The sequence below is a fragment of the Tenacibaculum sp. Bg11-29 genome, from assembly GCF_002836595.1.
Taxonomy (GTDB): Bacteria; Bacteroidota; Bacteroidia; order Flavobacteriales; family Flavobacteriaceae; genus Polaribacter.
Genome location: NZ_PJBB01000003.1, coordinates 2,378,876 through 2,404,810 on the forward strand (window position 1 = coordinate 2,378,876; position 25,935 = coordinate 2,404,810).

Annotated in this window: 19 protein-coding genes and 4 tRNA genes; 15 read left to right on the top strand and 8 right to left on the bottom strand. The window is 29.4% G+C overall.

Annotated features, from left to right (window positions below; all coding sequences use genetic code 11):
- Positions 1 to 73 precede the first annotated feature (73 nt).
- Positions 74 to 229, top strand: a complete 156-nt coding sequence (locus CXF68_RS10830; protein WP_081411203.1) for a YqaE/Pmp3 family membrane protein — start codon at positions 74 to 76, stop codon at positions 227 to 229.
- A gap of 183 nt (positions 230 to 412) precedes the next feature.
- Here the strand turns inward: CXF68_RS10830 and pafA are convergent, their stop codons facing one another.
- The gene (gene pafA / locus CXF68_RS10835; protein WP_101044583.1) at positions 413 to 2,053 is read right to left on the bottom strand and encodes an alkaline phosphatase PafA; all 1,641 of its coding nucleotides are present in this window, start codon (positions 2,051 to 2,053) and stop codon (positions 413 to 415) included.
- Between the two features lie 117 nt (positions 2,054 to 2,170).
- Here pafA and CXF68_RS10840 point away from each other — a divergent pair, with 117 nt between their 5' ends.
- The 6 genes from CXF68_RS10840 (at position 2,171) to CXF68_RS10865 (ending at position 4,715) form a co-directional block, all read left to right on the top strand.
- Positions 2,171 to 2,911, top strand: coding sequence for an ABC transporter permease (locus CXF68_RS10840; protein ID WP_101044585.1), 741 nt, complete (start codon positions 2,171 to 2,173; stop codon positions 2,909 to 2,911).
- On the top strand, positions 2,912 to 3,676 hold the full coding sequence (locus CXF68_RS10845) for an ABC transporter ATP-binding protein (RefSeq protein WP_101044587.1): 765 nt from the start codon (positions 2,912 to 2,914) through the stop codon (positions 3,674 to 3,676).
- Positions 3,677 to 3,810: 134 nt separating this feature from the next.
- Positions 3,811 to 3,883, top strand: a tRNA-Lys gene (locus tag CXF68_RS10850).
- Positions 3,884 to 3,935: 52 nt separating this feature from the next.
- A tRNA-Tyr gene (locus tag CXF68_RS10855) sits at positions 3,936 to 4,018 on the top strand.
- 489 nt (positions 4,019 to 4,507) lie between these two features.
- A tRNA-Lys gene (locus CXF68_RS10860) sits at positions 4,508 to 4,580 on the top strand.
- A 52-nt stretch (positions 4,581 to 4,632) separates the two neighbouring features.
- Positions 4,633 to 4,715, top strand: a tRNA-Tyr gene (locus tag CXF68_RS10865).
- Positions 4,716 to 4,835: 120 nt separating this feature from the next.
- Here the strand turns inward: CXF68_RS10865 and CXF68_RS10870 are convergent.
- Positions 4,836 to 6,992 (bottom strand): C10 family peptidase, encoded by a 2,157-nt coding sequence (locus CXF68_RS10870; protein WP_101044589.1) that lies wholly within the window; start codon positions 6,990 to 6,992, stop codon positions 4,836 to 4,838.
- A 507-nt stretch (positions 6,993 to 7,499) separates the two neighbouring features.
- Here CXF68_RS10870 and CXF68_RS10875 point away from each other — a divergent pair.
- From CXF68_RS10875 to CXF68_RS10890, 4 genes are all read left to right on the top strand, one after another.
- Complete coding sequence (locus CXF68_RS10875) at positions 7,500 to 9,899, top strand: TonB-dependent receptor (RefSeq protein ID WP_101044591.1); 2,400 nt, start codon at positions 7,500 to 7,502, stop codon at positions 9,897 to 9,899.
- Positions 9,900 to 9,964: 65 nt separating this feature from the next.
- On the top strand, positions 9,965 to 11,080 hold the full coding sequence (locus tag CXF68_RS10880) for a C1 family peptidase (RefSeq protein WP_101044593.1): 1,116 nt from the start codon (positions 9,965 to 9,967) through the stop codon (positions 11,078 to 11,080).
- Positions 11,081 to 11,189: 109 nt separating this feature from the next.
- The gene (locus CXF68_RS10885; RefSeq protein ID WP_101044595.1) at positions 11,190 to 12,635 is read left to right on the top strand and encodes a DUF389 domain-containing protein; all 1,446 of its coding nucleotides are present in this window, start codon (positions 11,190 to 11,192) and stop codon (positions 12,633 to 12,635) included.
- Between the two features lie 88 nt (positions 12,636 to 12,723).
- Positions 12,724 to 13,185 carry a thioredoxin family protein gene (locus CXF68_RS10890; RefSeq protein ID WP_101044597.1) on the top strand — a complete coding sequence of 154 codons (462 nt, stop codon included), beginning with the start codon at positions 12,724 to 12,726 and terminating at the stop codon, positions 13,183 to 13,185.
- A gap of 356 nt (positions 13,186 to 13,541) precedes the next feature.
- On the opposite strand, the gene CXF68_RS10895 is transcribed toward CXF68_RS10890, so the two are convergent.
- From CXF68_RS10895 to pdxH, 4 genes are all read right to left on the bottom strand, one after another.
- The gene (locus CXF68_RS10895; protein WP_101044599.1) at positions 13,542 to 14,636 is read right to left on the bottom strand and encodes an OmpA family protein; all 1,095 of its coding nucleotides are present in this window, start codon (positions 14,634 to 14,636) and stop codon (positions 13,542 to 13,544) included.
- Between the two features lie 117 nt (positions 14,637 to 14,753).
- Complete coding sequence (locus tag CXF68_RS10900) at positions 14,754 to 15,650, bottom strand: Ppx/GppA phosphatase family protein (protein WP_101044601.1); 897 nt, start codon at positions 15,648 to 15,650, stop codon at positions 14,754 to 14,756.
- 8 nt (positions 15,651 to 15,658) lie between these two features.
- On the bottom strand, positions 15,659 to 16,147 hold the full coding sequence (locus CXF68_RS10905; RefSeq protein WP_101044603.1) for a histidine phosphatase family protein: 489 nt from the start codon (positions 16,145 to 16,147) through the stop codon (positions 15,659 to 15,661).
- 30 nt (positions 16,148 to 16,177) lie between these two features.
- Entirely contained in the window at positions 16,178 to 16,825 is a 648-nt protein-coding gene (gene pdxH, locus CXF68_RS10910) for a pyridoxamine 5'-phosphate oxidase (protein ID WP_101044605.1), read from the bottom strand.
- Positions 16,826 to 17,057: 232 nt separating this feature from the next.
- On the opposite strand from pdxH, the gene CXF68_RS10915 reads away from it, so the two are divergent.
- Complete coding sequence (locus tag CXF68_RS10915) at positions 17,058 to 19,214, top strand: TonB-dependent receptor (RefSeq protein ID WP_101044607.1); 2,157 nt, start codon at positions 17,058 to 17,060, stop codon at positions 19,212 to 19,214.
- 81 nt (positions 19,215 to 19,295) lie between these two features.
- Here the strand turns inward: CXF68_RS10915 and CXF68_RS10920 are convergent, their stop codons facing one another.
- The gene (locus CXF68_RS10920; RefSeq protein WP_101044609.1) at positions 19,296 to 22,358 is read right to left on the bottom strand and encodes a M43 family zinc metalloprotease; all 3,063 of its coding nucleotides are present in this window, start codon (positions 22,356 to 22,358) and stop codon (positions 19,296 to 19,298) included.
- 453 nt (positions 22,359 to 22,811) lie between these two features.
- Here CXF68_RS10920 and CXF68_RS10925 point away from each other — a divergent pair, with 453 nt between their 5' ends.
- Positions 22,812 to 23,231 carry a DUF2141 domain-containing protein gene (locus tag CXF68_RS10925; protein ID WP_101044611.1) on the top strand — a complete coding sequence of 140 codons (420 nt, stop codon included), beginning with the start codon at positions 22,812 to 22,814 and terminating at the stop codon, positions 23,229 to 23,231.
- Between the two features lies 1 nt (position 23,232).
- The gene (locus CXF68_RS10930; protein ID WP_101044613.1) at positions 23,233 to 23,859 is read left to right on the top strand and encodes a hypothetical protein; all 627 of its coding nucleotides are present in this window, start codon (positions 23,233 to 23,235) and stop codon (positions 23,857 to 23,859) included.
- A gap of 218 nt (positions 23,860 to 24,077) precedes the next feature.
- Here CXF68_RS10930 and CXF68_RS10935 read toward each other — a convergent pair whose 3' ends face one another.
- Positions 24,078 to 24,752, bottom strand: coding sequence for an SGNH/GDSL hydrolase family protein (locus CXF68_RS10935; RefSeq protein WP_198553798.1), 675 nt, complete (start codon positions 24,750 to 24,752; stop codon positions 24,078 to 24,080).
- Between the two features lie 425 nt (positions 24,753 to 25,177).
- Here CXF68_RS10935 and CXF68_RS10940 point away from each other — a divergent pair, with 425 nt between their 5' ends.
- Positions 25,178 to 25,840, top strand: coding sequence for an HAD family phosphatase (locus CXF68_RS10940; RefSeq protein ID WP_101044615.1), 663 nt, complete (start codon positions 25,178 to 25,180; stop codon positions 25,838 to 25,840).
- Positions 25,841 to 25,935: the final 95 nt, after the last annotated feature.

Genomic DNA, 25,935 nt, shown 5'->3' on the forward strand with positions numbered 1-25,935 from the left:
GTTATGACAATAATTTTCTGTAACAAATTATTAATAAACTCGTCTTTATAGTATATTAACCAATAAAAATACTATGAGTTTATTAAGAGTTTTATTAGCAATTTTCTTTCCACCATTATCCGTTTTAGGAAAAGGATGTGGATCAGTAATAATTGTTTTTTTATTAACCCTTTGTGGTTGGGTTCCTGGTGTTATTGCAGCACTTATAATATTAAATAACCCGAATTAAAAAGTGACTTTTTATAGATAAATGTTTCTAATTTTTTAGAGGATAGTTTTATGTTTTTAATTATATATTATAGTTTATAAACTTTAAAATGAAATAATATTTATTTTAGAGTAAATAAAAAATATAACTCGCCTTATGATGTATATTGTTTGAATAAAAAAGGCGCTCATTGAGCGCCTTTCTTTAGTTTAAAACTTCTGTTATAATTTTACCAGTAGCACCATTAGGAAACTCTATTTGAAGTAAATTAGAAATAGTAGGAGCAATATCTATAATTTCATATTTTTCTTTAGATGAACCTTGTTTAATACCATTACCATAAAAAATAATAGGTATATGTGTGTCATAAGAGTACCCCGACCCATGAGTTGTTCCTTTTTTAGGATGGCTAATAGTTGAAGGATTTGGAATTAACAAAACATCCCCTGAAAATTTTTGATTATACCCATTTTGTAATGAGTTTAAAATACCAGAAGTAAAAGAAGTTGTTTGTAAAGTTCTTGCGGTTACAGTTTTATAAATACCTTTATAGTTAATAACTTCATCAGCAATTTTTTGAGCAACTTTACTTGAATTTAAATTTAACGATTCTATTTTTTCTTTATCTAAAAAAATCTGAAAATTAGAAATGTTTTCGACTAAAGCGTCAGAGTTAAAATATTTTTTGGTGATATTATTTACAAAATCTTTAAATTTTTTATAACTGAAATAATTTGCAGGAATCTTAACCGATTGTAAGTAGGAAGGTACTTGTACAGCTGCATGATCTGCTGTTAAAAACAATGTATAATTATTCTTGCCAACTTGAGTATCTAAAAATTGAAATAAATTAGCTAAATCTCTGTCTAAACGTAAATAAGTATCTTCAATTTCTTTAGAAGCAACACCAAACTGATGTCCAACATAATCTGTAGACGAATAACTAACAGTTAAGAAATCGGTATATGATGATTTTCCTAAATTTTCTCCAATAATAGCCGCTTTAGCAAAATCTGTAGTTAAAGAGTTTCCGGCAGGAATGGCTTTTATAATACTGTAATTGTTATTCTTACTTCTTAATTTAGGTATATTGTGAGGAAATACAGGTTTATCTTCACCTTTAAAAGGAGCTTCAAAATTATTGTCATCAGCAATACTTTCACTATACGTGTTAATATCATATAATGTTTCCCATGGTTGCTTTAAATAAGTATCTACAATTTTAGCGTTGTTAAATTTTTTAACCCAATTAGGAAGTTCATTCATATAGTAAGAAGAAGTGATCCAATCTCCCTGATCTCCACCATCAAACCAATATGCAGCATTTGCGGTATGGCCAGCAGGTAAAATAGCAGAACGATCTTTAATAGCTATACCAATGGTTTTTCCATTCATATTTTGTGCTAACCTTAATTGGTCTGTAATAGTTGTGGTTAGCATTCTTTTAGGTGATTTTTTACCGCCACCACCATTATTACCAACAGTTTTGTAATTACTATCATCAACACAATAAATAGTTTTTTTTAAGTATTTATCATACCAGTTATTACTAATAATGGCGTGGTTTGTAGGTGTTGTACCTGTGAAAATAGATGTATGACCAACAGCAGTATATGTAGGTATGTAATTGTAGTGAGCGTTTTCTAATGAAAATCCATTATTTAATAAACGATTAAAGCCATCTGTACCATATTTGCTAGCAAATCGTGCAAGGTAATCATAACGCATTTGGTCTATAACAACACCAACAACTAGTTTAGGTTTTTTAATATTCTTTTTATTATTAGGGATAAAGCTACACAAACAAATTATAGCTAAAGCTATTAAAGGGATGATTTTTTTCATTCTAAATTTTAAAATTATAAAATCAAAGGTAAGGAAACGTATACTAAAAGATATAATAAAGCGAAGAGTTAATGGTTTTTTAATACTTTAGCAGAAAAGAAAAAATAAATTAGTTTAATGAATTACATTGAGCATATAGGTAAGTACTTTTTTATGTTAAAACAAGTTTTTACCAGACCACAAAGAGCACGTGTTTTTAGAGAAGCTTTGTTTCGAGAAATAGATGAACTAGGGCTTAAGTCATTGGGAATCATATCTTTTATTTCATTTTTTATTGGTGGAGTAATTGCTTTACAAACAGCTTTAAATTTAGAAAGCCCTTTTATACCAAGATCATTAATAGGTTTTGCAGCGAAGCGGTCTATTATATTAGAGTTTGCTCCTACATTTTGTTCTATTATTTTAGCAGGTAAAGTAGGTTCATACATTACTTCTAGTATTGGTGCTATGCGGGTTACAGAACAAATAGATGCGTTAGAGGTAATGGGAATTAATTCTTTAAATTATTTAGTGTTACCTAAAATAATAGCAACCGTATTTTTTTATCCTTTTTTAATCATTCTTGGAATGTTTTTAGGGATTTTTGGAGGATGGATAGCTGGTGTACTTTCAGGATTGTTCTCTGGTGTTGATTATATAACAGGAGTGCAGATGGAGTTTGATCCCTTTTTATTAACCTATGCAATTATAAAAACATTAATTTTTGCTTTTTTAATAGCTACTGTGCCCTCATATCATGGATATTATGTAAAAGGGGGGTCGTTAGAAGTAGGTAAGGCTAGTACGCAATCGGTAGTTTGGACAACGGTTCTTATTGTTATCGCTAATTACTTATTAACTCAAATGTTGTTAACATAAATGATAGAAGTAAATAATTTACATAAAGGGTTTAGTGGTGTTGAAATTTTAAAAGGAATTACAACTTCTTTTTTACCTGGTGAAACAAGTTTAATTATTGGGCAAAGTGGTTCGGGTAAAACAGTTTTTTTAAAATCCCTAATAGGATTGCATATCCCTGAAAAAGGAACTATTATTTATGATGGTCGTGTGAATACAGAAATGACTATTGAAGATAAAAGGAACTTTCGTAAAGAATTAGGGATGGTTTTTCAAGGAAGTGCATTGTTTGATTCACAAACTGTTGAAGAAAATGTAATGTTTCCTTTAAAGATGTTTACTAAGCAGCCAGAGAGCGAAATGCTAGATAGAGTTAACTTTGTTTTAAAACGTGTAAATCTAGAAAATTCGAATAAAAAATTTCCAGCTGAATTATCAGGAGGAATGCAAAAACGGGTTGCTATTGCAAGGGCGATTGTTATGAATCCTAAATATTTGTTTTGTGATGAACCTAACTCAGGGTTAGATCCACAAACATCAATCGTAATAGATAATTTAATCCAAGAAATTACGGATGAGTATAAAATAACAACAATTATAAATACACATGATATGAATTCGGTGATGGAAATAGGTGATAAGATTGTTTTTCTTAAAAATGGAATAAAAGCATGGGAGGGGTCTCATAAAGAAATTTTCAAAACAGATAATAAAGCAGTAGTAGACTTTGTGTATTCTTCAAATTTGTTTAAAAAAGTACGTCAAGCATATTTATTAGAAAAATAATTTAAGAGTTAAAATATTGTAAAACAATAACCTAAAAAAAATGTTGCGTTTTATGCTAAAATTTTTAATAAAAAGTTTTTGTAGAACCGAAAAAGGCTCGTATATTTGCAGCCGCTAAGGAAGGAATAATAAATGACCTGGTAGCTCAGTTGGTAGAGCATCTCCCTTTTAAGGAGAGGGTCCTGGGTTCGAGCCCCAGCCCGGTCACTAAAGCTTCTCTTGTAATTAGAGAAGCTTTTTTATTTCTTTTATAAGCTTTGGGGAGATACCAAAGCGGCCAACTGGGACGGACTGTAACTCCGTTGTCTTACGACTTCGCAGGTTCGAATCCTGCTCTCCCCACATAAGAAACCTCAATCTATTTAGATTGAGGTTTTTTTTATGAATATTGTTTCATATTTAAATTAAGAAGTAATGGGGCGTTACCAAATTTTTTAGGGGATTGATGAATATAATGAACCTAAATGAAAATAGGTTTACGGATTTTAACGCAGTTTAATGGTTGTTAATTTTACAGTAAGTATTTGTCGTTGTTTTTTAATTAAGAGTTCATGAAAATGAAGGAGAAGTTCTTTGTCTATGATTGATTAGTTCGTGGTTAGATTAAAAAAATCGAGTATCCATTTAAGAGCCTATAAAATTGCGTTCAATTCTTGGGTATTTAAAAATAGGAATGAACTTGTTTTAAAAAAAATATTTTTTTTCGCTAACTTGCAGATTATTAAGTATGTCTGTTTTTTTGTTTTTTATTAGTGTTTTTTTATTGAAAAAAAGTTTGCAGATTTAAAAATACCTTCTATATTTGCAGCCGCTAAGGAAGGAATAATAAATGACCTGGTAGCTCAGTTGGTAGAGCATCTCCCTTTTAAGGAGAGGGTCCTGGGTTCGAGCCCCAGCCCGGTCACTAAAGCTTCTCTTGTAATTAGAGAAGCTTTTTTATTTCTTTTATAAGCTTTGGGGAGATACCAAAGCGGCCAACTGGGACGGACTGTAACTCCGTTGTCTTACGACTTCGCAGGTTCGAATCCTGCTCTCCCCACAAAACCTCAATCTATAATAGATTGAGGTTTTTTATTTATAATTTTTTTATAAAAAAAGCCCTTAGAAAATATTTTCTAAGGGCTTTCATTATTTAATCTAATGATATAAATTGGAAATGTTATTTACCAGATTTTATAAAAGATTTAGTGTATTTTGTTTTTTTGTCAAATACTTTTAAATAATAGATACCAATCTGTAATTTCTCAATATTGATTGAAGGAGAAAATGAATTTTGATCTACAACTTTTCCATTAGCATCAATAATTTGATACTTTGCTTTTTTAAGTGTTTTTCCGACTTTTATATTTAAAACCTTACTTGATGGGTTAGGGTATACAAGTAGATTAATTAAAGAAGTATTACTAATCTCTTTATCGGTTGCTTTCGTTATAATTTCACGAGCAGAAGTTTTAGTAATGTTTACAGTGTAATCTTCTACCTCACCGTCGTTAAATAATTCACAAGGGGTTTGTGTGTTTTCATACTTCATTGATACTCGCATTCTAGTTGATCCAATTAAGGCATTTTCTGGAACTTTAACACTATAAGTTTTGTTAGCTCCATTTGTTGTAGATTCACTAACTACCTCTTCATTTTCTTCAAATTTTCCGTTTTGATTGTAATCTATCCAAACACTAAAAAATTCAGTATATGAACTACCACTAAAACCAGCACTAATAACTAAATCGTTGGTAGTTCCTGAAACTACAGAAGCGGTTTTATTTGTGAAATCTGCATAGCCATCATTATGACCTGTAGCGTTTGTCATATCACCAAAAGAAACAAAATCAATCCATTCATATTTTATTCTATTCCCTTTTGATTCGCAATAGTCTTTGTTTTTACCTACAGTAATATTAAATTCTTGTAACGTAATATTATCGCCATCTGTAGCTTCTAATACAATCTTAAATTCTCCTGAATTTGAATTAGAAGGAGTTCCTTGTAAAGAATAGGTACCGTTGTTTAATTTAAGACTTAACCAACTAGGACCTTGTTTTAAAGACGTTTCTATGATGTCTTTACGGTTTTCATCGGTAGTGATAATTTGGTAATTATAAGGCTGATCAATGTCCACAAAAGTAGTAGGCTTAGATTTAAATATTGGAGCAAGATTTGTAGGATATAAATTAATGATAACAGCATTGTTATCTATCCAGTTGTATTTACCTCCATGAGTAACCATTTCAGTTAAGTAAAAGTAACCATTACTTCTTCCTGCCCAGCCCCAGTTAATGTGAAAAAAATCACCTTGATCTGTAGTGTCATATCCATCTAAAGCAAATAAATGACCTGCTCCTCCAGCGGTAGGGTCTTCAAGGTTTTTACTTCGTCCTGAATATAAAACTGGCCTTTTTTCATTAAGTTGCTCCTTTATAACGTTACTCCATTCATTATCTGAATAGCGATATCTGTAAACCATTCTAGCTCCATTATTATATTTGAAATTTCTCTTTAAAGAAGATAAAGCATTCGTTGTATAAGCACCTGAACCTCCGTTTGCAGATGTTCCGTAGTTCATTTTAACAGCAACACCTGCGTGGTATGACAGTTTTGCATTTTCGTCATCAGCCCTGGTTTTAGACATATTATCCCAATCATATTGTTGGGTTTCAAAATCAACGCTAATATTTCCGTATTTATTGTGATTGTATGATGTTTTACCACTTCCTGTTGAAGGAAATTCCCAGTATCTCATTACTTGCGACATTGCTGTAGCTACACAGCCAACAATAGCTTGACCATCATCATCACTCGGACAAAATTTTTGAAAACCACTAGACTGCGTGTAAAGAATATCATCCATAAATGGAGCAATAACTTTTGTTTTACGTTGGTTTTGTGATTTTGATTTAAGTAATCTATTCCATCCAGAATTAGCAGATTTCATTTTACTTGTTTTTTGAGCTAATGCACTTTCGTAAACAAACGATTTGTAACCGTTAAGTAAAGTTTTAGTTGTTGGGTTTTCTAAATTAGTATCAAAAAAAGAAGTATCTGAATATGCTAAAATAGGTTTGGTTGAATCGTCTGCAGAAACAATAACAAAACCACCTTTTTTAAAGCTTATGATGTAATAAACAACACGCTCATTATGATGAATTTCTTTTAGAGATAAAATTTCTTTTTGATTAGTTTTTGCGCTTCTTTGTAATTTATTGCTTAACCATTTATTAGCGACAGAAATAGCCGTTTTTTTATTAATTGGATTAGCAAATGTACTCTTGAAACAAAAGAGTAAAACCATAGTTAGTAAAGTAATTTTTTTAATCATTTCTTAATTAGTTTTTAAGTTATTATTTATAATTATTCAAAATTAAGTAGCGTATTACAATCACACAATACCCAATGACCCTATCTATAAATAGGGTTAACCCTATTTATTTTAACACTTGGTTTACCACAAAATGCTAACTGTCATTTAATTAGTGCATTGTGAAAATATGCAGCTTTAAAAGTTATTGTTTTTTGAGTTAAAAAATAATAGTGTTATTTATTGTTTTTTTTAAGGTGTTGATAATTAAGAGTGTATAATTTTTGTTTATTGTATTAAAGTTTAATTTGAGTCGTTTTTTATAAGTTTTATTGTTAAAAAAATGAGTTGTAAAAGCAATTTTTGATTCTTCTTATAGCTTTTAATTAAATTTAGATAAGAGACCTAAGGCATATTTTTTATAAAGTTTGTAATTTGTAATTGAAATAAGGCTTCTTTTTTTTGTTTATCTTTTTAGTGTTTTTGTTAAACAATTTGTACTTTTGTTAAACCTTAATTGTGTTATTTATGAAAAATATACTTTTAGTTGTAATTATATTACAATCATTTATTTCAGTTGGTCAAGACCAAGGAGAAATTACAGGAAAGATAATTGACGCTAAAACAAGAGAAGTTCTTCCCTTTGTAAATGTGTTAGTTTATGGTACCTCAATTGGCGTAGCATCAGATGATAATGGAACTTTTAAAATTTCAAATGTTCCATTAGGTTATAATAAACTACGTGTTTCATTTATAGGCTATGAAACACTAATTTCAGATGAATATTTAGTAACGAAAGATAATTCACCCTTTGTAACTATTGAGTTAAAAGAAAATAGTACAAACCTAAAGGAAGTAGAGGTTAGGGCTAGTTTATTTAAAAGATCATTAGAGAGTCCTTTATCGTTGCAATCATTAGGAGTTGCAGAAATAGAAAAAAACCCTGGAGGAAATAGAGATATTTTAAAAGTTATTCAATCGTTTCCAGGAGTAGCTTCTAACCCTGGATTTAGAAATGATATTATAATAAGAGGAGGTGCAACCTCTGAAAATAAATTTTATTTAGATGGTATAGAAGTTCCTGTTATAAATCATTTTCAAACACAAGGAGCTACAGGAGGTCCTGTAGGAATAATGAATGCTGATTTAATTCGTAAGGTTGATTTTTATTCGAGTGCTTTTCCTGCAAACAGAGGTAATACTTTAAGTTCTGTAATTGAGTTTACTCAAAAAAAAGGAAACCCAACAGCTTTAAATACAAGAGTAACATTAGGTACTTCAGATGCAGGTGTAACTTTAGATGGTCCTTTGAGTGATAATACCACATTTATGTTTTCTGTACGTCAATCATATCTCCAGTTTTTGTTTAAGTTAATTAAACTCCCTTTTTTACCAACATATAATGATTTTCAATTAAATGTAAAATCTCAATTATCAAAAAATAGTGAACTGTCTATTGTGGCTTTAGGAGCTATAGATAACTTTAAATTAAATGAATCTGTTAATGATGATGAAACTGATGAAGAAACTTTAAAAAGAAATAAAATAGTTTTAAATACTGTTCCTGTAAATAGTCAATGGAATTACACCGTAGGAGCTAGCTATAAATATTTTGATAAGAATGCTACTCATTTATTTGTTTTAAGTAGAAATGAGCTTAAAAACAAGGCAAAGAAATACTTTATGAATGAAGAGCTGCCTTTAAACTTATTATTAGATTATAACTCTAAAGAAATAGAAACGAAATTTAGGTACGAGAATAATTTTAGTACAGCAAATAATTATACTATTAATATAGGAACCAATCTAGAGAAAGCAACTTATATAAATAATACCTACCGAAAAGTAGCTAATTCAAATGGTGTTTTTGAAGATGTATTTAATTCAGAAATAGATTTTATAAAATATGGCGTTTTCGGTCAGGTATCAAAAGAGTACTTAAATAATAAACTAGGAGTTTCTTTTGGGTTTAGAATTGATGGAGTTGATTATAATAGTGAAATGAAAAACTTATTGAATCAATTTTCACCTAGAGTTTCTTTAAGTTATAGTTTAAGCGATAAATTATCTATTAATTCATCAGTAGGTCGTTACTACCAATTACCATCTTATACTGTTTTAGGTTTTAAGAATAACACAAATGAGTTCGTGAATAAAAATGGGTTAAAATATATACAGTCTGATCATTTTGTAAGTGGATTATCATATCGACCAAATGCAAGTTCTAAAATTACTCTTGAAGGGTTTCATAAATCTTATAGTAATTATCCGTTTTCGGTAAGAAACCAGATAAGTTTAGCCAATTTAGGAGCAGGTTTTGGTGTGGTTGGAAATGAAGAAGTAGTTTCTAATAATAAAGGAAGAGCTTATGGTTTTGAGGTGTTAGCTCAGAAAAAATCATATAATGGTTTGTATGGTATAGCATCTTATACTTTTGTAAGAAGTGAATTTAAAAACGCTGTAGGTAATTATATTCCTTCTACATGGGATAATAAACATCTAGTAACCATTACTGCAGGGAAAAAACTAAAGAAAAACTGGGAAGTAGGGGCAAAGTTTAGATTAGTTGGTGGTAGACCTTATACTCCTTATGATGAAAATGCATCTTCATTAAAATCAAATTATGATGTTGTAAATGGAGGAGTTTTAGATTATTCAAAATTAAATGAAGAACGTTTTAATACTTACACACAGTTAGATGTAAGAGTAGATAAAACATGGTATTTAAAGAAAGCAGCGATTAATTTATATGTCGATATTCAAAACATTTATGCGAGTAGTTCTAAACAACGCCCGTTTTTATTACCGACTGAAGATCAGAATGGTAGAATTTCTGACCCTAGTGATAACTCTAAGTATCTTTTAGAAGAAATTGAAAGTACATCAGGAAGAGCGCTACCAAGAATAGGTGTTATTGTTGATTTTTAGGCTTCTTAAAATTTTTAAAGTTGTTATAAATGCAGTAAATTGCTCAATAAAACAAAACACAACTTATGAAAAATTTATTGATAGGAACTGCTTTTACTTTTTTAAGTATTGGTTCAGTAACTGCTCAAAAATACCAATTTAGTACAGTAAAAGATATTGAGAACACGCAAGTAAAAAGCCAAGGAAAAACAGGTACTTGTTGGAGTTTCTCTACAACATCATTTTTAGAATCTGAAATTATACGATTAACAGGTAAAAATATTGATTTGTCTGAAATGTACACCGTACGAAATACATATTCAGATAAGGCAAATAATTATTTATATCGCCAAGGAAAAGCACAATTTAGTGAAGGTGGGTTAGGACATGATGTTATAAATTCTGTAGCAAGCTACGGTTTAGTACCTGAGCGTGTTTTTTCAGGCTTAGATTTGGGGCAGGTAAAACATAATCATGCAGAAGTAGTTGCTGTTTTAAAATCGATGTTAGATGCTTATATTAAAAATCCAGCAAGAGAATTAAGTCCAAGATGGAAACAAGCTACCGAAAGTGTTTTAGATGTTTACTTAGGAGAAAATAAAAAAGAATTTGAATTTGAAGGAAAGAAGTATACTCCAAAAACTTTTGCTGAGTATGTGAAAATTGATCCATCAAACTATGTTACGATTAGCTCATTTAAGCATGCTAAAATGTATGATAAATTTGTTTTAAATATTCCTGATAATTTTTCAAACGGATCGTTTTACAATGTTTCTTTAGATGAATTGGTTTCTGTAACAGAAGAAGCTATTGCTAAAGGGTATACAATTGAATTAGATTGTGATGTTTCTGAAAAAACATTCTCATCAAAAAATGGTATAGCATTTATACCAGCAAATAGTTCTGAAAATAAAAAAGGATTAAAAGAAATTGTAAAGGAAAAGAAAATTACACCTAGTTTCCGTCAATCAGAATTTGAAAACTTTAATACAACAGATGATCATTTAATGCATATTGTAGGTTTAGTAAAAGATCAGAAAGGAAACAAGTATTTTAAAGTTAAAAATTCTTGGGGTGCTAAACAAGGTAATAAAGGATACGTATATATGTCAATTCCTTATTTTAAATTAAAGACTATTTCTGTATTACTTCATAAAGATGCAGTTTCGAAAGATTTAAAAACAAAATTAAGTATCAAATAAAATAGCATCGCACAAACATAAAAAGCTCGAAGATATTTTCGAGCTTTTTGTTTTTTATTTAATAAAGTAGGAATTTTGTATCTTTGCGAACCTGAAAAAAGAAAATAATATGGAAGATAAAATGGATCAAAACGAAAGTGTAGAGCAATCTAAACAAGCTGTTCATGAAGATGCTAAAGGTTTGTGGGAAAGTTCAAAAAGGTTTATTATTGAATTATTAGATTTTCGTCATGATACCGATCAAGAAGCAACTATAGAAGCTATTAAAGTTGATATACCTTTTAAAGGAGCTACAGCTTGGATTTTAATTTGTTCAATATTTGTAGCCTCTATAGGTTTAAATGCAAACTCAACGGCTGTTGTAATTGGAGCCATGTTAATATCACCATTAATGGGACCTATTTTAGGAATAGGTATGTCTATAGCAATTAATGATATTGATACGTTAAAAAAATCGATGGTAAACTTAGCAACGATGATTGTGTTAAGTTTGTTGACAGCCTTTTTGTTTTTCTTCTTATTTCCTTTAAAAGAGGAAACCTCAGAGTTGTTAGGTAGGGTAAAACCAGATATACGAGATGTTTTAATTGCCTTTTTTGGAGGTTTAGCTTTAATTATAGCCCGTACAAAAAAAGGAACCATTGCTTCAGTAATATTTGGAGTTGCAATTGCAACAGCATTAATGCCTCCTTTATGTACAGCTGGGTATGGTTTAGCAATAGGTAATTTTGATTACTTTTTTGGGGCAATGTATTTATTTACAATTAATACTATTTTTATAGCATTAGCTACTTTTTTAGTGTTAAAATTGTTAGGGTTTACAATGATTCGTTATGTAAATTCTGAAAAGAGAAAAAGAATTGCTCGTATAGCATCTTTTGTAGCCTTTTTGGTTATGGTACCTGCGATATTTACTTTTATAAGTGTATATAAAGAAAGTGTTATTAATTCGAATTATGATAAGTTTTTAAAAGAGAAAATAGAGTCAAATAAAGACTTGTGGTTACAACGTAAAAATATTGATAGAAAAGGGAAAAAGATAAACCTATTTTTTAATGGAGATGTAACAGATGCTACTGAAACTTTTTTAAGAAATGAATTAAAAACGTATGATAAGTTAGATGCTTATGAATTAGTAATAAACGAAAATAAAGCACGTAGTGTAGATAGGGTAGTAGATGCTTATGATAGAGCAATTGTTGATTTAAATCAAAAAGACGATGTAATAAATGGTTTACATAGAGAGATTGATGATTTAAAAAATACTATTTCGAAATTAAATAATAGTATAGAACAAAGCGCTTTAATTAGAGACAAAAACAGTGTGCCTTTTAGCAAAATAGCAAAAGAAGCTAAAATTAGATTTAATGATATTAAGGCAATTAGTTTTTCTAAAAGATTATCTTCTAAAGATTTTATAAAAATAGATACGATTCCTGAATTATCAGTTGTATGGAGTAAGAAATTAGCAGATTCTATTGTTCAAAAGAAAGAGAAAGAGCTTAAAGGCTGGTTGCAGAAGGAACTAAAATTAGAAATTACTTTATTAAAATAGTACTTATGTAGACGTGTACTTTAAATGGATGCTTAAATAAAATTATGTGGTATTATATTTGATACTTTTATAATCTATAAATAGATGTATGAAAAAAAATTCAATAACAATCTTACTGTTAATGATTTGTTTTCTTGTAACTGCACAAGAAAAGGATGTAGATATTGAAACATTATGGTTAAACTCTTATAAAGAAGCTTTAAAAAAGGCAAAAAAAGAAAGAAAACCAGTATTAATTTATTTTAAAGGATCTGATTGGTGTGGGCCTTGTAAAAAATTAGATGAAGGATTGTTTATTTCAGATAAATTTAAAAAAATAGCTAAAAAGAATTTTATTCTTTATGAGGCAGATAACCCTTATAACAAAGATTTAGTAGAAGCAGATAGGTTAAAGGTAAATCTTAAACTTGTAAAGAAATTTAAAATAAGTTCTTATCCTACGTTATTATTTGTTAATCATAGACAAAAAATTATTGCATATAAAAAAGGAATGATTTTAACGGATTACTACTATCCTTTTTTTCAGTCAGTTTTATCTAAGTTTAAATAAATTTAGTTTAGTGTCATTTTTTATATTTATACATACTAACTATGAAATAGTATAACATAGATTTACTTAAAATTGCTGTGCCCTGAAAAAATGTAAAAAATTAGATTGTAATTATTCACATTTTCTTTTTTGTAATTAGAAGAATGAAATGGGATTTGTGTAGTAAGATGAGTTTGTATTGTCTTAATAAATTAATGTTCACACAGTATTTTAGGTACTCTTTTGTGAATCACAACTATGAAATTTTTAAATGACAGATTAAGTAAGAAAAAATAGATAAATAATTATCGCAAAAAACCTCTTGAAGTTTTAATTTCAAGAGGTTTTAAATTATTAAAAAGATTTAAAATAAATAGTTAGTTTATAACTCTAAATTCTGTTCTTCTATTTATTAAGTGTTCAGCTTCTGTACATGAAACTTTGTCAGAACATCTGTTTTTAAGTTTAGATTCACCATAACCTTTTGCTACGATTTGACTAGGGTTAACGCCTTTTGATATTAAGTAAGTAGCAACAGCTTTAGCTCTTCTATCAGATAGGTTTTGATTCGATGCTCTAGAACCTCTAGAATCTGTATGAGAGGCTAATTCAACCTGAACTCCATCTTTTACAACTGGTAATAATCTAGAATCTATTAATTTTTTTGCAGTTGATGTTAACGTAGCACTTCCTAAGTTCCAGTTAATTGGTAGTGGGTTGTATGTTAGTAATTTACATTCAACTTCTTTCCATGTAGTTAATCCACCTTTAGATACTAATACCTCTTTAGTTATTGTTTTGTTTTTTGCAGGAACGGTAATTGTTTCATCCCAAGCATCCTTTACTAAAACTGTTTTAGTAATGTTTTTGTAAATAGCAGGTATTTTAATAGTACGAGTAGTAGGTGGTGTAACCATTACTCTTTTAGTATATGTTTTTTCGTATCCAGGTACGGTTATTTTTTCTGTAGAAGCATCATTACTTAATTTGGTAAGAGGAATGGTCACAAATTTTGCCGGAATAGGTGCATAACACCAATATCTACAATCATTTGGGTCACTAGATTCACAATCAGGAGCTTTTTCACTCATTTCCCATTGTGCAGAAGCAGCTTTTGTTTCAATAATTTCTGAATCTGGCCTGAAGCTAGCTTTAATTACTCTTAACTTATTGGCATCATCTTTTGCTCTATAAGTAACAGTTTTATTTTCCCACACAGCAGGAACGACTACTAAACTCTCACCTGCCTCCTTACTAATTACACTTTCAGTAACAGTTTTGTACTTTGCAGGGTGTGTTACAATTTTTTTGTAAGCAGGAGCTATTTCGATGGTTACATCTTCATTTTTCCAAACCTCAGGTGTTTTACAACGTACATAACATTTACCTGGTTCAGCATTGGTAGGTAAATCTTGCGCAGAAGCTGTAAAATAAAATGCTAATAACGCCCCAGTTAATAATAATTTTTTCATATTAATTAAATATTTGTTTGTGATTACTTAGTTAATGTTAAGACACATATGGGGTGTGAAAGTCACATTCAAACAAATATATATATAAAATATTAAATGTTAAAGGTTTGTTAATGTTTATAATTTATTGAGGTATAAGCTTTTAATTATCCCGTCTGAAAGCCCTATTTTAGGGACAAAAATTTTTCTAGCTCCACTCCATTTCATTGCAGAAAGGTAAATTTTGGTTGCAGGAACAATTACGTCAGCTCTATCAGGATTTAAACTTAGTTCAGAGATACGATCTTTGTAGCTCATTTTTTTTAAGAATTGATATTGTGCATTTAAGTATATATATGAGATTGGTTTCCCCATATCTCTTCCCGACATTTTAAATATTTTATTAATATTTCCGCCAGAGCCAATTAAAGAAATACGCTTATAATTTTTTGTATTTTCTTCAATCCACTCTTGTACTTCTTTAAAAATGGCTTTGTTTTCTGTTTTTTTATTATTGATTAAACGTACTGTACCAATTTTAAAAGACCTTGATTTAATAATTCTACCTTTAGAGAATAAAGTAAACTCGGTACTACCACCACCAACATCAACATAAAGATAGGTAGAATCTGATTGTAATAATTGATTTAAATCTGTAGAAAATATAATGGCAGCTTCTTTTTTTCCGTCAATAATGTCAATTTCTACACCTGTCTTTTTAAAAATAGTATTTATAACTTCAGCACCGTTTTCAGCTTCTCTCATAGCAGAAGTTGCACAAGCTTTATATCTCTCTACACCATGAACTTTCATTAGTAGTTTAAAGGCTTCCATGGCATCGATCATTCGATTGATGTTTTCTTCAGAAATTATTCCTGAAACGAAGGCATCGGCACCTAAACGAATTGGAACTCGAACTAATGAAGATTTTTTAAATTGAGGTTCTTTATTTTTTTCTTCAATAACATTTGCTACTAAAAGTCTTACAGCATTAGAACCTATATCTATAGCACCGTATTTTTTAATTTTCAAAATATATAGATTTATCTATGATTTTTAGGAAACTCTACTAAAGTAGTTATTCCCTTTTTTATGTTTTTCCAATGTTTATCCTTAAACTGAATACCAATTACACCACATGTAGATACATGAGCTATTGGTTTATCTCCAAATTTATTAACAAAACTATTTATACCATGATCGTGGCTAAATATTATAGCGCTATCAAAACTATCATCTAAAGCCTTTACAGTTTTTACTAAGTAGCCATCACTAAAGCTGTAGAGTTGTCGCTTAATTTTTAGGTTAGAAAGCGGATACTTGAAATTTTCACAAAAGATAACAGCGGTATGTAAAGCTCTATTAGCACTACTTGAAATAAAAACATCAGGTTTTTTAATTTCTTTAGTTAGGTGTTTAGATAAAAGATGTGCATCTTTTATACCGCGCTCTTTTAGAGGTCGGTCAATGTCTTCTACGCTTTCATACTTCCAAGAAGATTTTGCGTGACGAACAATATAAAGTGTTTTCATTTAATTTTTAAAAGCTATGTAAATATAAAGCTATGGAGCTAAACGGTCAAGTTTCCAAGAAAAATCTTTTTGTAAAGTATATCTTATACGGTCGTGCATTCTATTAGGGCGACCTTGCCAAAATTCAATAGAAATAGGTTTTATAATAAAACCGCCCCAATGTGGTGGACGTATAATTTCTTTCCCTTTAAATTTTTCTTCCGTTTTTTTTAGTTCATTATCAAGTTCTTCACGAGAGGTAACAACTTCACTTTGATTAGATGCCCAAGCACCTAATTTACTTCCATCAGGTCTAGACTCAAAGTAGCCATCAGACAAATTTTCTGCAAGTTTTTCAGCTTTACCCTTTATAATTATTTGTTGTTCTAGACCAGCCCAGAAAAAAGAAAGACATACATTGTTATTATTTAAAATAGCTTTCCCTTTTTCAGAATTATAATTAGTATAAAAAATAAAACCTTCCCAAGTGTATTTTTTCAATAAAACAATTCTGCTTTTAGGAAATCCATCTAATCCTATTGATGAAATAGTCATTGCATTGGCTTCATCTACCATTTCAGAATCATCGGCTGTTAGAAACCAGTCTCTAAAAAGTTCAATTGGATTCTCAGAACAATTCTCTATTAATAGCTCCTGTTTCTCGTATGATTTTCTATGATTACTTAAATCGTGTGACATTATGATTTTTTAGACTACGTAAAAATACAATTTTATCAGATATTCTGTGCTTTTTTGTTTTTTAAATTCAGCAGTATTTGAAAAGGTAAAAGCAATATTTGCTAAGTTAAAAAATGAATAATATTTAGTTGGTGATAAAAAACAGTTCGTCATTAATTTTATACAGTTGAGTCTGTCTTTTTATGCTAAGTTTTATAAAGGAAGCAAATTTGTACTATCAAATAACAAAACAATGAAACAATTATTATTTATTCTATGCTTATTCATTCAAAGCTATTTTTTTGCACAAACAACAATTTCTGGAACTGTAACTGATAAAAAAGGAACTATAATAGAAGGAGCTAATGTATATTTAGAAGGAACTTACGATGGAGCATCAACAGATGATAAAGGAAATTTTTCTTTTTCAACATCAGAAAAAGGAATACAAACGTTACTAGTTTCTTTTATTTCTTTCGAAACATTTTTAAAAAGAACAGATGTTTCTTTATTGAATAATTTAAAAGTAAAACTAAGAGATGATGTAAATACATTAGATGCGGTAACTATAAATGCTGGAACTTTTGAAGCAGGAGACAATGCTAAAGTTACTGCATTGAAACCATTAGATGTGGTAACCACAGCAAGCGCGTTAGGTGATTTTGTTGGAGCGTTACAAACTTTACCAGGAACTTCAACAGTAAATGAAGATGGGCGTCTTTTTGTTCGTGGTGGAGATACTGAAGAAACTCAAATTTTTGTAGACGGAATTAGAGTCTTTACACCGTATTCTCCATCAGCAAAGAATATTCCTACCCGTGGGCGATTTTCTCCTTTTTTATTCAAAGGAATTACATTTTCTACTGGTGGATACTCAGCCGAATATGGACAAGCATTATCAAGTGTATTGTTATTGAATACAAATGATGAAGTTATTGAAGAAAAGACTGATTTAGCATTTATGACAGTTGGTTTAGGTGTTGGGAATACACAAGTTTTTGGTAAAAACTCACTAAGTGTAAATGCATCATATATAAACTTAGCACCTTATCAATCTGCATTTCCAGACAGAAATAAATGGAATAAACCAGTGCAAGCATTAAGTGGGGAGGCTGTATATCGTTTTAAATTTAAAAATGAATCTTTATTAAAGGTGTATGGAGCGTTTAGTTATACCGATTTTGACTTGGTACAAGAAGATATTAATCATGAAGATGGGATTCGTTTTGGAATGAAAAATAGAAATTTATATTTTAATAGCTCTTATAAAAATAGTTTCGGTGATGGTTGGAAAGTAGCAACAGGAATGAGTTTTACGAATGATCATTCTGATGTTAAGATTTTAGATGCAGAAGTTACAGATGATGAAAATTCGGCACATTTTAAAATAGCAATGAAAAAACGTTTTTCAAATCGGTTTAAATTAAATTTTGGAGCTGAGTATTTTATAACAGATTTTAAAGAGAATTATAAAAGCATAACAAATAATAGTATTGATTATAGTTTTAATAATAATATTTTAGGAAGTTATGTAGAGGCAGATGTTTTCTTTTCTAAAAAATTAGCATCAAAAGTTGGTATTCGTGGAGAGTATTCTGAATTACTAAATGAAATTACTATTTCTCCAAGAGCATCGATAGCTTATAAATCGGGAAAAAACTCACAGTTTTCATTAGCTTATGGTCGTTTTTTTCAGAATCCTAAAAATGATTATTTAAAATTTAATACAGATTTTAAAGCAGAGAATACTTCTCATTTTATAGCGAATTATCAATATGTAAAAAACAAACAAATTTTTAGAATTGAGGGGTATTATAAAAAGTATCAAGATTTAGTGAAGTATGATACTAACTTGTCTTTACCAACATCTAGCTATTCAAATTTAGGAGAGGGATTTGCAAAAGGAGTAGATGTTTTTTGGAGAGATAATAAGAGTATTAAAAATACTGATTATTGGGTTTCTTATTCCTTCTTAGATACCGAAAGAGATTATAAAAATTATCCAACAAAGGCTACTCCAAATTTTGCATCAGCACATAATTTATCAGTAGTAAGTAAACATTGGATTAAAAACTGGAAAAGTCAATTAGGTTTTAGTTATAATTTTGCATCAGGTAGAAATTATACAAACCCGAATGAAGTAGGGTTTTTAAATAATAAAACAAAAAATTATAATTCAGTAAGCGTAAATTGGGCATATTTAATTAGTCAACAAAAAATATTATATTTTTCAGTTAACAATGTTTTAGGTACACAAAATGTATCTGGTTATAACTATAAAAACACTTCAAATATGAATGGGGTTTTTGATAGGCAAGCAATAATTCCTAGTGCAGATAGATTCTTTTTTGTAGGTTTCTTTTGGACAATTAGTGATAATAAAAAAGATAATCAATTAAATAATTTATAACAGTAGTATGAGAGTAATCTTTTAAGAAAAAAAGCCATCTGAATTCAGATGGCTTTTAGAACTAGTTAATGAAAAATTAAATTATTTTATTAAAAGCTTTTTTAAAGTACTTTCTTTTTTGGTTTTCATTTTTAAAATATACATTCCTTTGGTAAGGTGTTGTACAGAAAATTTATTTTTGTTTGTAAACTCTCCTACTTTTTTCCCTTGAATATTAAATAATTGAGCAGAGACATTTTCATTATTAGTACTTCTTATAGTAATATAATCTGTTGCTGGATTTGGAAATACAGATAATTGAAGTAATGTATTTGTTAATGAAGCAGTAGGACCTGCTACAGGAAGCGAAATACTTAGTTGATTACTCCATGAACTATTTTCAGTCGAGTTTTTTGCTCTAACTCTAAATGTATAATTAGTATCAGAGTTTTGTTTCGATACCCAAAGATAATAAGTTGTAGAAGTACCTTCAGTTATCCAACTTCCGTTTTTAAGAAGTTGAACCTCGTAATTTGTTGCTCCAGAAACGGTATTCCAAGAAGCGTAAAAACCGGTGCTATATACTCCAGAGTCACCAATGTTTTCAGGTGTTGGTAATGTAGGTGTAGGTTCGTTTCCACTTCCAGAAAATAAAATGGTATAATCTTCAGCTTCACCATCACCTATACTTGTACATGCATCAGTAGGTGAGCTATTATACTTCATAACTACACGCATTCTTGTAGTACCAGAAGCAGTATTATCAACAGTAAAGTTGCCAGAAACAGCTCCGCTACCAGAAAGACCATCTATAACTCTTTCAGAAGGTTCAAATGTGTTATTTTTATTATAGTCAATAAAAATAGCCCAATGCTCAGTATAAGCAGAACCTGAAAAACCAGGTGTTAAACTAACACTAGTTGCATTTCCTGGAGTTAAATTAACTGTTTGAGATGTATGGTTTCCGTAACCATTAGCATCCGCTCCAGAAGTATTTGAAAAACTATCAATAGTTACATTTTGTATGTATTCATAAGTGTTACTACCTGTAATAGTACAGTAGTTTCCTCCACCAGTACTAGCACTTGTTGTTGCTGTTGTGGTATTAGAATAACTTGAATTTTTATTTCCTGAGAACGCGCGAACTCTGTAAGAGTATGCTGTGCTAGCAGTTAAACTTGTATTAGCATAAGTAGTAGCGTTTGCTGCTGTAGTGGTAATTACAGAAAAACTACCATTAGTATTCATTTTTTCAATATAGAAACCATCTTCGTTAGATGAATTATCTGACCAATTTAATGTTATTTGAGAAGAAGAATTAGAAGTACTGGTTAAATTAGAAGGAGCGTTAACAGGAGTAGGGTTGTTATCAATTATTGTTTGTCCTGCTCGTATATCACCATTTGGCTTTGTAGAAAAAGCATATTCATATATTGTCAGACTACTCCCATCAGAGGTAACACTAGCCTTCATCCAACCATGAATAGATTCGTCATTATGAACAGCAGAAAAACCGATGTAACCAGTTTGTCCATCCCAACTAGTATTGCTTGAAGTTCTTAAATCTAATTGATCAGGGTATGCACCTGGAGCTGTAAAATTACTACTTGTAGAAATTAGTTGGTTGTTGTTAAGTAAAGTAATGTTTCTAGTACCTGAAGATGTAACTAATTTTTTACCGTATGTTTCTAATTTTAAATGAGTGGCAGTATATTGCCATGCACCGTAAGCTCCATCCCCATTTATTTTAGGAAGAGAAAACCATTTCCAGGTAGCACCTGTACCAGCAGAGGCATCAGCAATGTTTTCATAAATTATTTCAAATGGATTGTAAAATTTAAAATTTAATCCTACAGAGGCACATGATAAACTTTGGTTTGCACCAATAGCTGAATTGTTAAAAGTTAAATTAGCAACCAGATTGTTTGAAGTTAAATGATTGTTAGCAGTACCCGTAATTGTTATATTAGCAGTAGTGTATGATGTTGTTTGTACTGTTGCTGATAATCCTTGTGGTAAACTTAATGAATAATCTGTTCCAGAAACCAAGGTTGCAGATGATGATGCAAAATTTGCACCAGAAACTGTTATAGTCGCAGATTGGTTAAATGAACCATTGTTAGCTATAAGTTCTTTTACAATAGCATTATCTATACTTAGTGTAGCACCAGAGTTATTAACACCTGTGTCAATTAAGTTTTGTGATTGCCATAATGTTTGACGAGCAGGATGTTGTAAGGCAGCTAACATTCTATTAGTCTGTCCAGATGTAAACATTTTGTAACAGCCAAATCTAGCACCATTGTAGCCCATGTAATTTTCGTAATTAATGTAATTTCCTTCACAATTTGTACTAGGAGCACAGCTTGTACCTGTAATTGATCCATCTTCAGGAGGAGTATCACTAACTTCATCATTTGGGTATGTACAACCACCATCAAACGTATGAATTAGATTTAAATAGTGTCCGAATTCGTGAGTTAAAATAGAAGCAAATTCATCACCTGTATTTCCATGTAAGTATTGTCCGTTATAAACAACTCTGGCAGTATTACTATTAGACATAGATGTGTTTGGGTACCATGCAACACCGGAGTTTGTTGATGCACCATCATTGTATAAATCACCTTGAATATATACGTTCATGTATTTGTAGTTATTCCAAGCATCATTTGCTATTTGAGAATCATAACCTCCACCATTACCGTAACCAGATTTTTCAGGATAATAAACAACACCTTCTGTACAGTTTCCATAAGGATCTAGTTTCGCTAATTTAAATTCGATGTTAAGTGTACTTTTTCTAGCGTTAAAATAAGAATCAACACTGTTAAAATCAGGATTTAAACCTTGAAAGTCGTCGTTTAATTTTTGTAAAGCAACTTTAATTTTATCTGTTGTAACTGTTTTTCCGTGTTGTACATCTCCATAGATATGAAATACAACTGGTATTGTATAGGTAGCAGCTGCTGCTTTTTGACTTAGTTTATTATTTGCATGTTTTCTTGTAAATAAGTTAAATTTTTGATGTTCAATTTTAGATTCTGGATGTTTTTTAAAATAAATTTCGTTTTGTTCACTGGCTTTACAAGCATGTTCGGATTGTGAATAACCGAAAAAGGTAAATAATGTGAAAAACATAATTAAATAGTTAATTTTTTTCATAATTGAAGGGTTTTGTGATTTTTGTTAATTAAATTTTCGATAAAATTATAGTTTTTATAAGATATTGGTGATGCATAATTTATCTTAAATAGATACTATATTATTGTTAATGTGTTTTTTTTAGTGTTTTGTTTCCTTGTGGTGAGAGATGTTGTTTCTGTCTTTGATTTTTAGTAGGTAATTAATTTGATCGTTCTACTAGTTTTAAAAAAAATAGAAATTAAAAAATTAAGAAGTATTTTTTGAATAGAAAATGATTTTCTCATTGAGGATTATTTTCAATTTGGTTTATAAAAAAGAATTCAAAAGATTTGCCTGTTGCTTCTACGAAGAAAAAAAGAGTAAAAGAAGTTGTTCGACAGTTCAGTAATAAAAAATAACAACTCAGTCTCAATTTTTATAAAAGAATAAGAAAAGTTAAGATATTTGAACTATTAATTAAAAACAAAAGAAATGCAAAGAAGTATTTTAATAGTGATACTATTTTTAAGTGGAGTTATAAATAGTATAGCTCAAGAGAAACATACAGTTACTTTAGAGTTTGAAGGGATTAAATCAAATAAAGGGAGTTTGTTTATAGCTCTTTATAATACAGAAGATACTTTTTTAAAAAAGCCTCTAAATGGAACTATTGTAGAAATAGTTAATAAAAAGGCAATAGTAATTTTAAAAGATATTTCGGTTGGAGTATATGCTGTCTCAGTTTTTCATGATATCAATGATAATAAAAAAATGGATACTAATTTTTTAGGAATTCCTAAGGAGCCAACAGGTATGTCTAATAATGCTAAAGGCTTTATGGGACCACCAAAATATAAGGATGCAAAATTTGAGGTATTAAAAGATATAAAATTAAATATAAATATAAAATAAGATGAAAAGAATAATTACATTAATAGTATTCGCTTTTACGGTAAGTTTATCTGCACAAAGTCAGTACGAAAAAGGGATGTCGAAAGCTTTTGAGTTATGGGGAGCAAACAAAAATAAAGAAGCAGGTCAATTGTTTGAACGAATATCAAAGGCAGAGAGTGATAATTGGTTACCTTCTTATTATGCCGCAACTATTGAAATTATTGGAAGTTTTGGTGTAAAAGATGAAGTTTTTTTAAAAGCTAAATTAAATAAAGCTCAAGAGTTTTTAGATAAGGCAATGATTATTTCACGAGATAACCCTGAAATTTTAATAACACAAGCGTTACTAAATACGGCTTATATGGCTTTTGATGGACAAAAATATGGGATGTCTATGTCTATGAAAAATAAAGGGTTGTATTCAAAAGCTTTTAAGTTAGCTCCCAATAACCCAAGAGTAATTTTAAGCAAAGCAGAGGCAGATATTGGAGCAGCTCGTTTTTTTGGACAATCTACAGTGCCATTTTGCAAGGATATAAAAAAGGCAATTGAGTTAGGGAAGGAAGAAAAAAGAACAATAAAATTTTATCCAAAATTCATGCTTAAAAGAGCAGAACAGTTATTAAAAAAATGTGAGCAAAAATAATTGTTTTCAGATAGTTTATTTTTATTATTGTGTTATAATAATAGCCTTGAAATTAGTTTTTTTTGATATGAATAATGTGAGTTGTAAAACAAAAGCATTACTTATTAAAGCATGTTTTTAATATTTCTCTGAATCAGGAATAGAAGATTTGATAAGTACTATTTGAATTTGCTTATGATGATTTTAGGGAATAGTAATAGAAAAAATAATTCAGGTAATTAATTCAAATTAATTACCTGAATTATTTTTTTAAAAGACTTTTGATTGGTTACCCACTTTTTGTAATCTTTATAAGGTAAGTTTTCTATATTTATTGCTGGGTGTAGTTTATGAAAAATAGTTAAGGCGGCTAAAAAACTTCCAGCTTTAGATGGATGAAAATTATCTAAACTATAAAGGTTTTGTAAATTTTTAAAAGAATTATACGTTTTCCATTTTTCTCCAACAGAAAATAGGATAGCTTTATTTTCTTTTGCTGCAATTTTATGATTTTCAATAACCTTATCAAAAGTATGGTAGTAGCTTATTGATGGCCATACCATAAAATAACCAAGTTTAACTTTATATTTAGAACAAAGTATTTTTATATTATTTCCATCTTCTATTAGCATTTTTTTACCTTTTTTTTGAGACGATGGTCCTTGTTGAATGATTACATAATCATATTGTCTTTTTGCTAATTTTTTATGAATTCCTCCTTTTTTAATATGATCAATAATAGCATGATTGGGAAGAGACAAGTCTTTTGTTTTAATGGATATACCATTTTTTTTCCCAATATATTCTAACATACCAGGCATGTCATTGCTATAGGTTAAACTGTTTCCTACAAACAAAATACTTTGAGATTGAACTGAAACTTGAATCAATAATAAAAGTAGTAATTTTTTCATATTTGTTATTTAGATATATGTATTCTTATTAAGAATAAAAACCAAAATTAGAATTAACTCATAATTCTATTATAGATTTTAAAAATAAATAAAATTATAGAAATAACTATGATTTCGTATGAAGTGAATTTTATTAAAATAACTTTTACAGATTAAGTTAAGTTTAATTGATGGTTTTAAAAAATAAATTATTGTAAAATTTTAACTGATATCTTTACGAAAGGGAATGCTGGTGCAAGAGTAATTCTTTTTTCTAAGAAGGTAAAAGAGAGTTCTTAAATTAGAGAAGGAAGAAAAATATGAGTAATATATTACCCTAAATTCATGCTAAAAAACCATAATAAATATTAAAACAATGTGAGTAAAATACTTGTTTTTATATTGTGTAAATGTCTATTTTTGTGATATAATACAAACAAAGAACAATGGCTTTAAAAGCAGTTTTATTTGATATGGATGGTGTAATAGTTGACACTGAACCATTACATAAGAAAGCATATTTTTTAATGTTTTCTAAAGTAGGAATTGAAGTTTCTCAAGAGTTATATAATTCTTACACAGGGCAATCTACAATAGATATCTGCAAAGATTTAGTAAATAAATTTAAATTATCATTAGAGGCTAAAGAATTAGTAGCTTATAAAAGAGCTTTCTTTAAAGAACTTTTTTTCTCAGATAAAAATGATTTACAATTACTAGATGGCGTACTCGATTTGATTAAAAATTATTATGAAAATGGAATTACATTAGTATTAGCATCTTCAGCTTCTATGGTTACGATAAATAATGTTTTTAACAAGTTTGATTTGAATCAGTATTTTAAAGGCAAAATTAGTGGAGCAGATTTAAAGGCATCAAAACCACATCCAGAAATATTTTTAAAGGCAGCTGGTATTGCTGAGGTTAGAAAAGAGGAATGCTTAGTTATTGAAGATTCTACAAACGGTATAAGAGCTGCTTATGATGGCGGAATCTATTGTGTAGCTTATAAAAGTGAGCATTCTAAAGAACAAGATTACTCATTAGCTCAGAAGCTTATTTCTGATTATGCAGAAATAAAATATGAATTTATAAAAGATATCGTTTAGTAAAAAAGAATAATTAGCTTTTTTTATACTTATTAATGGAGTAATTAATATTCAAAATTAAAAAGGAATGAGTTCTATATTAAATAGAACTCATT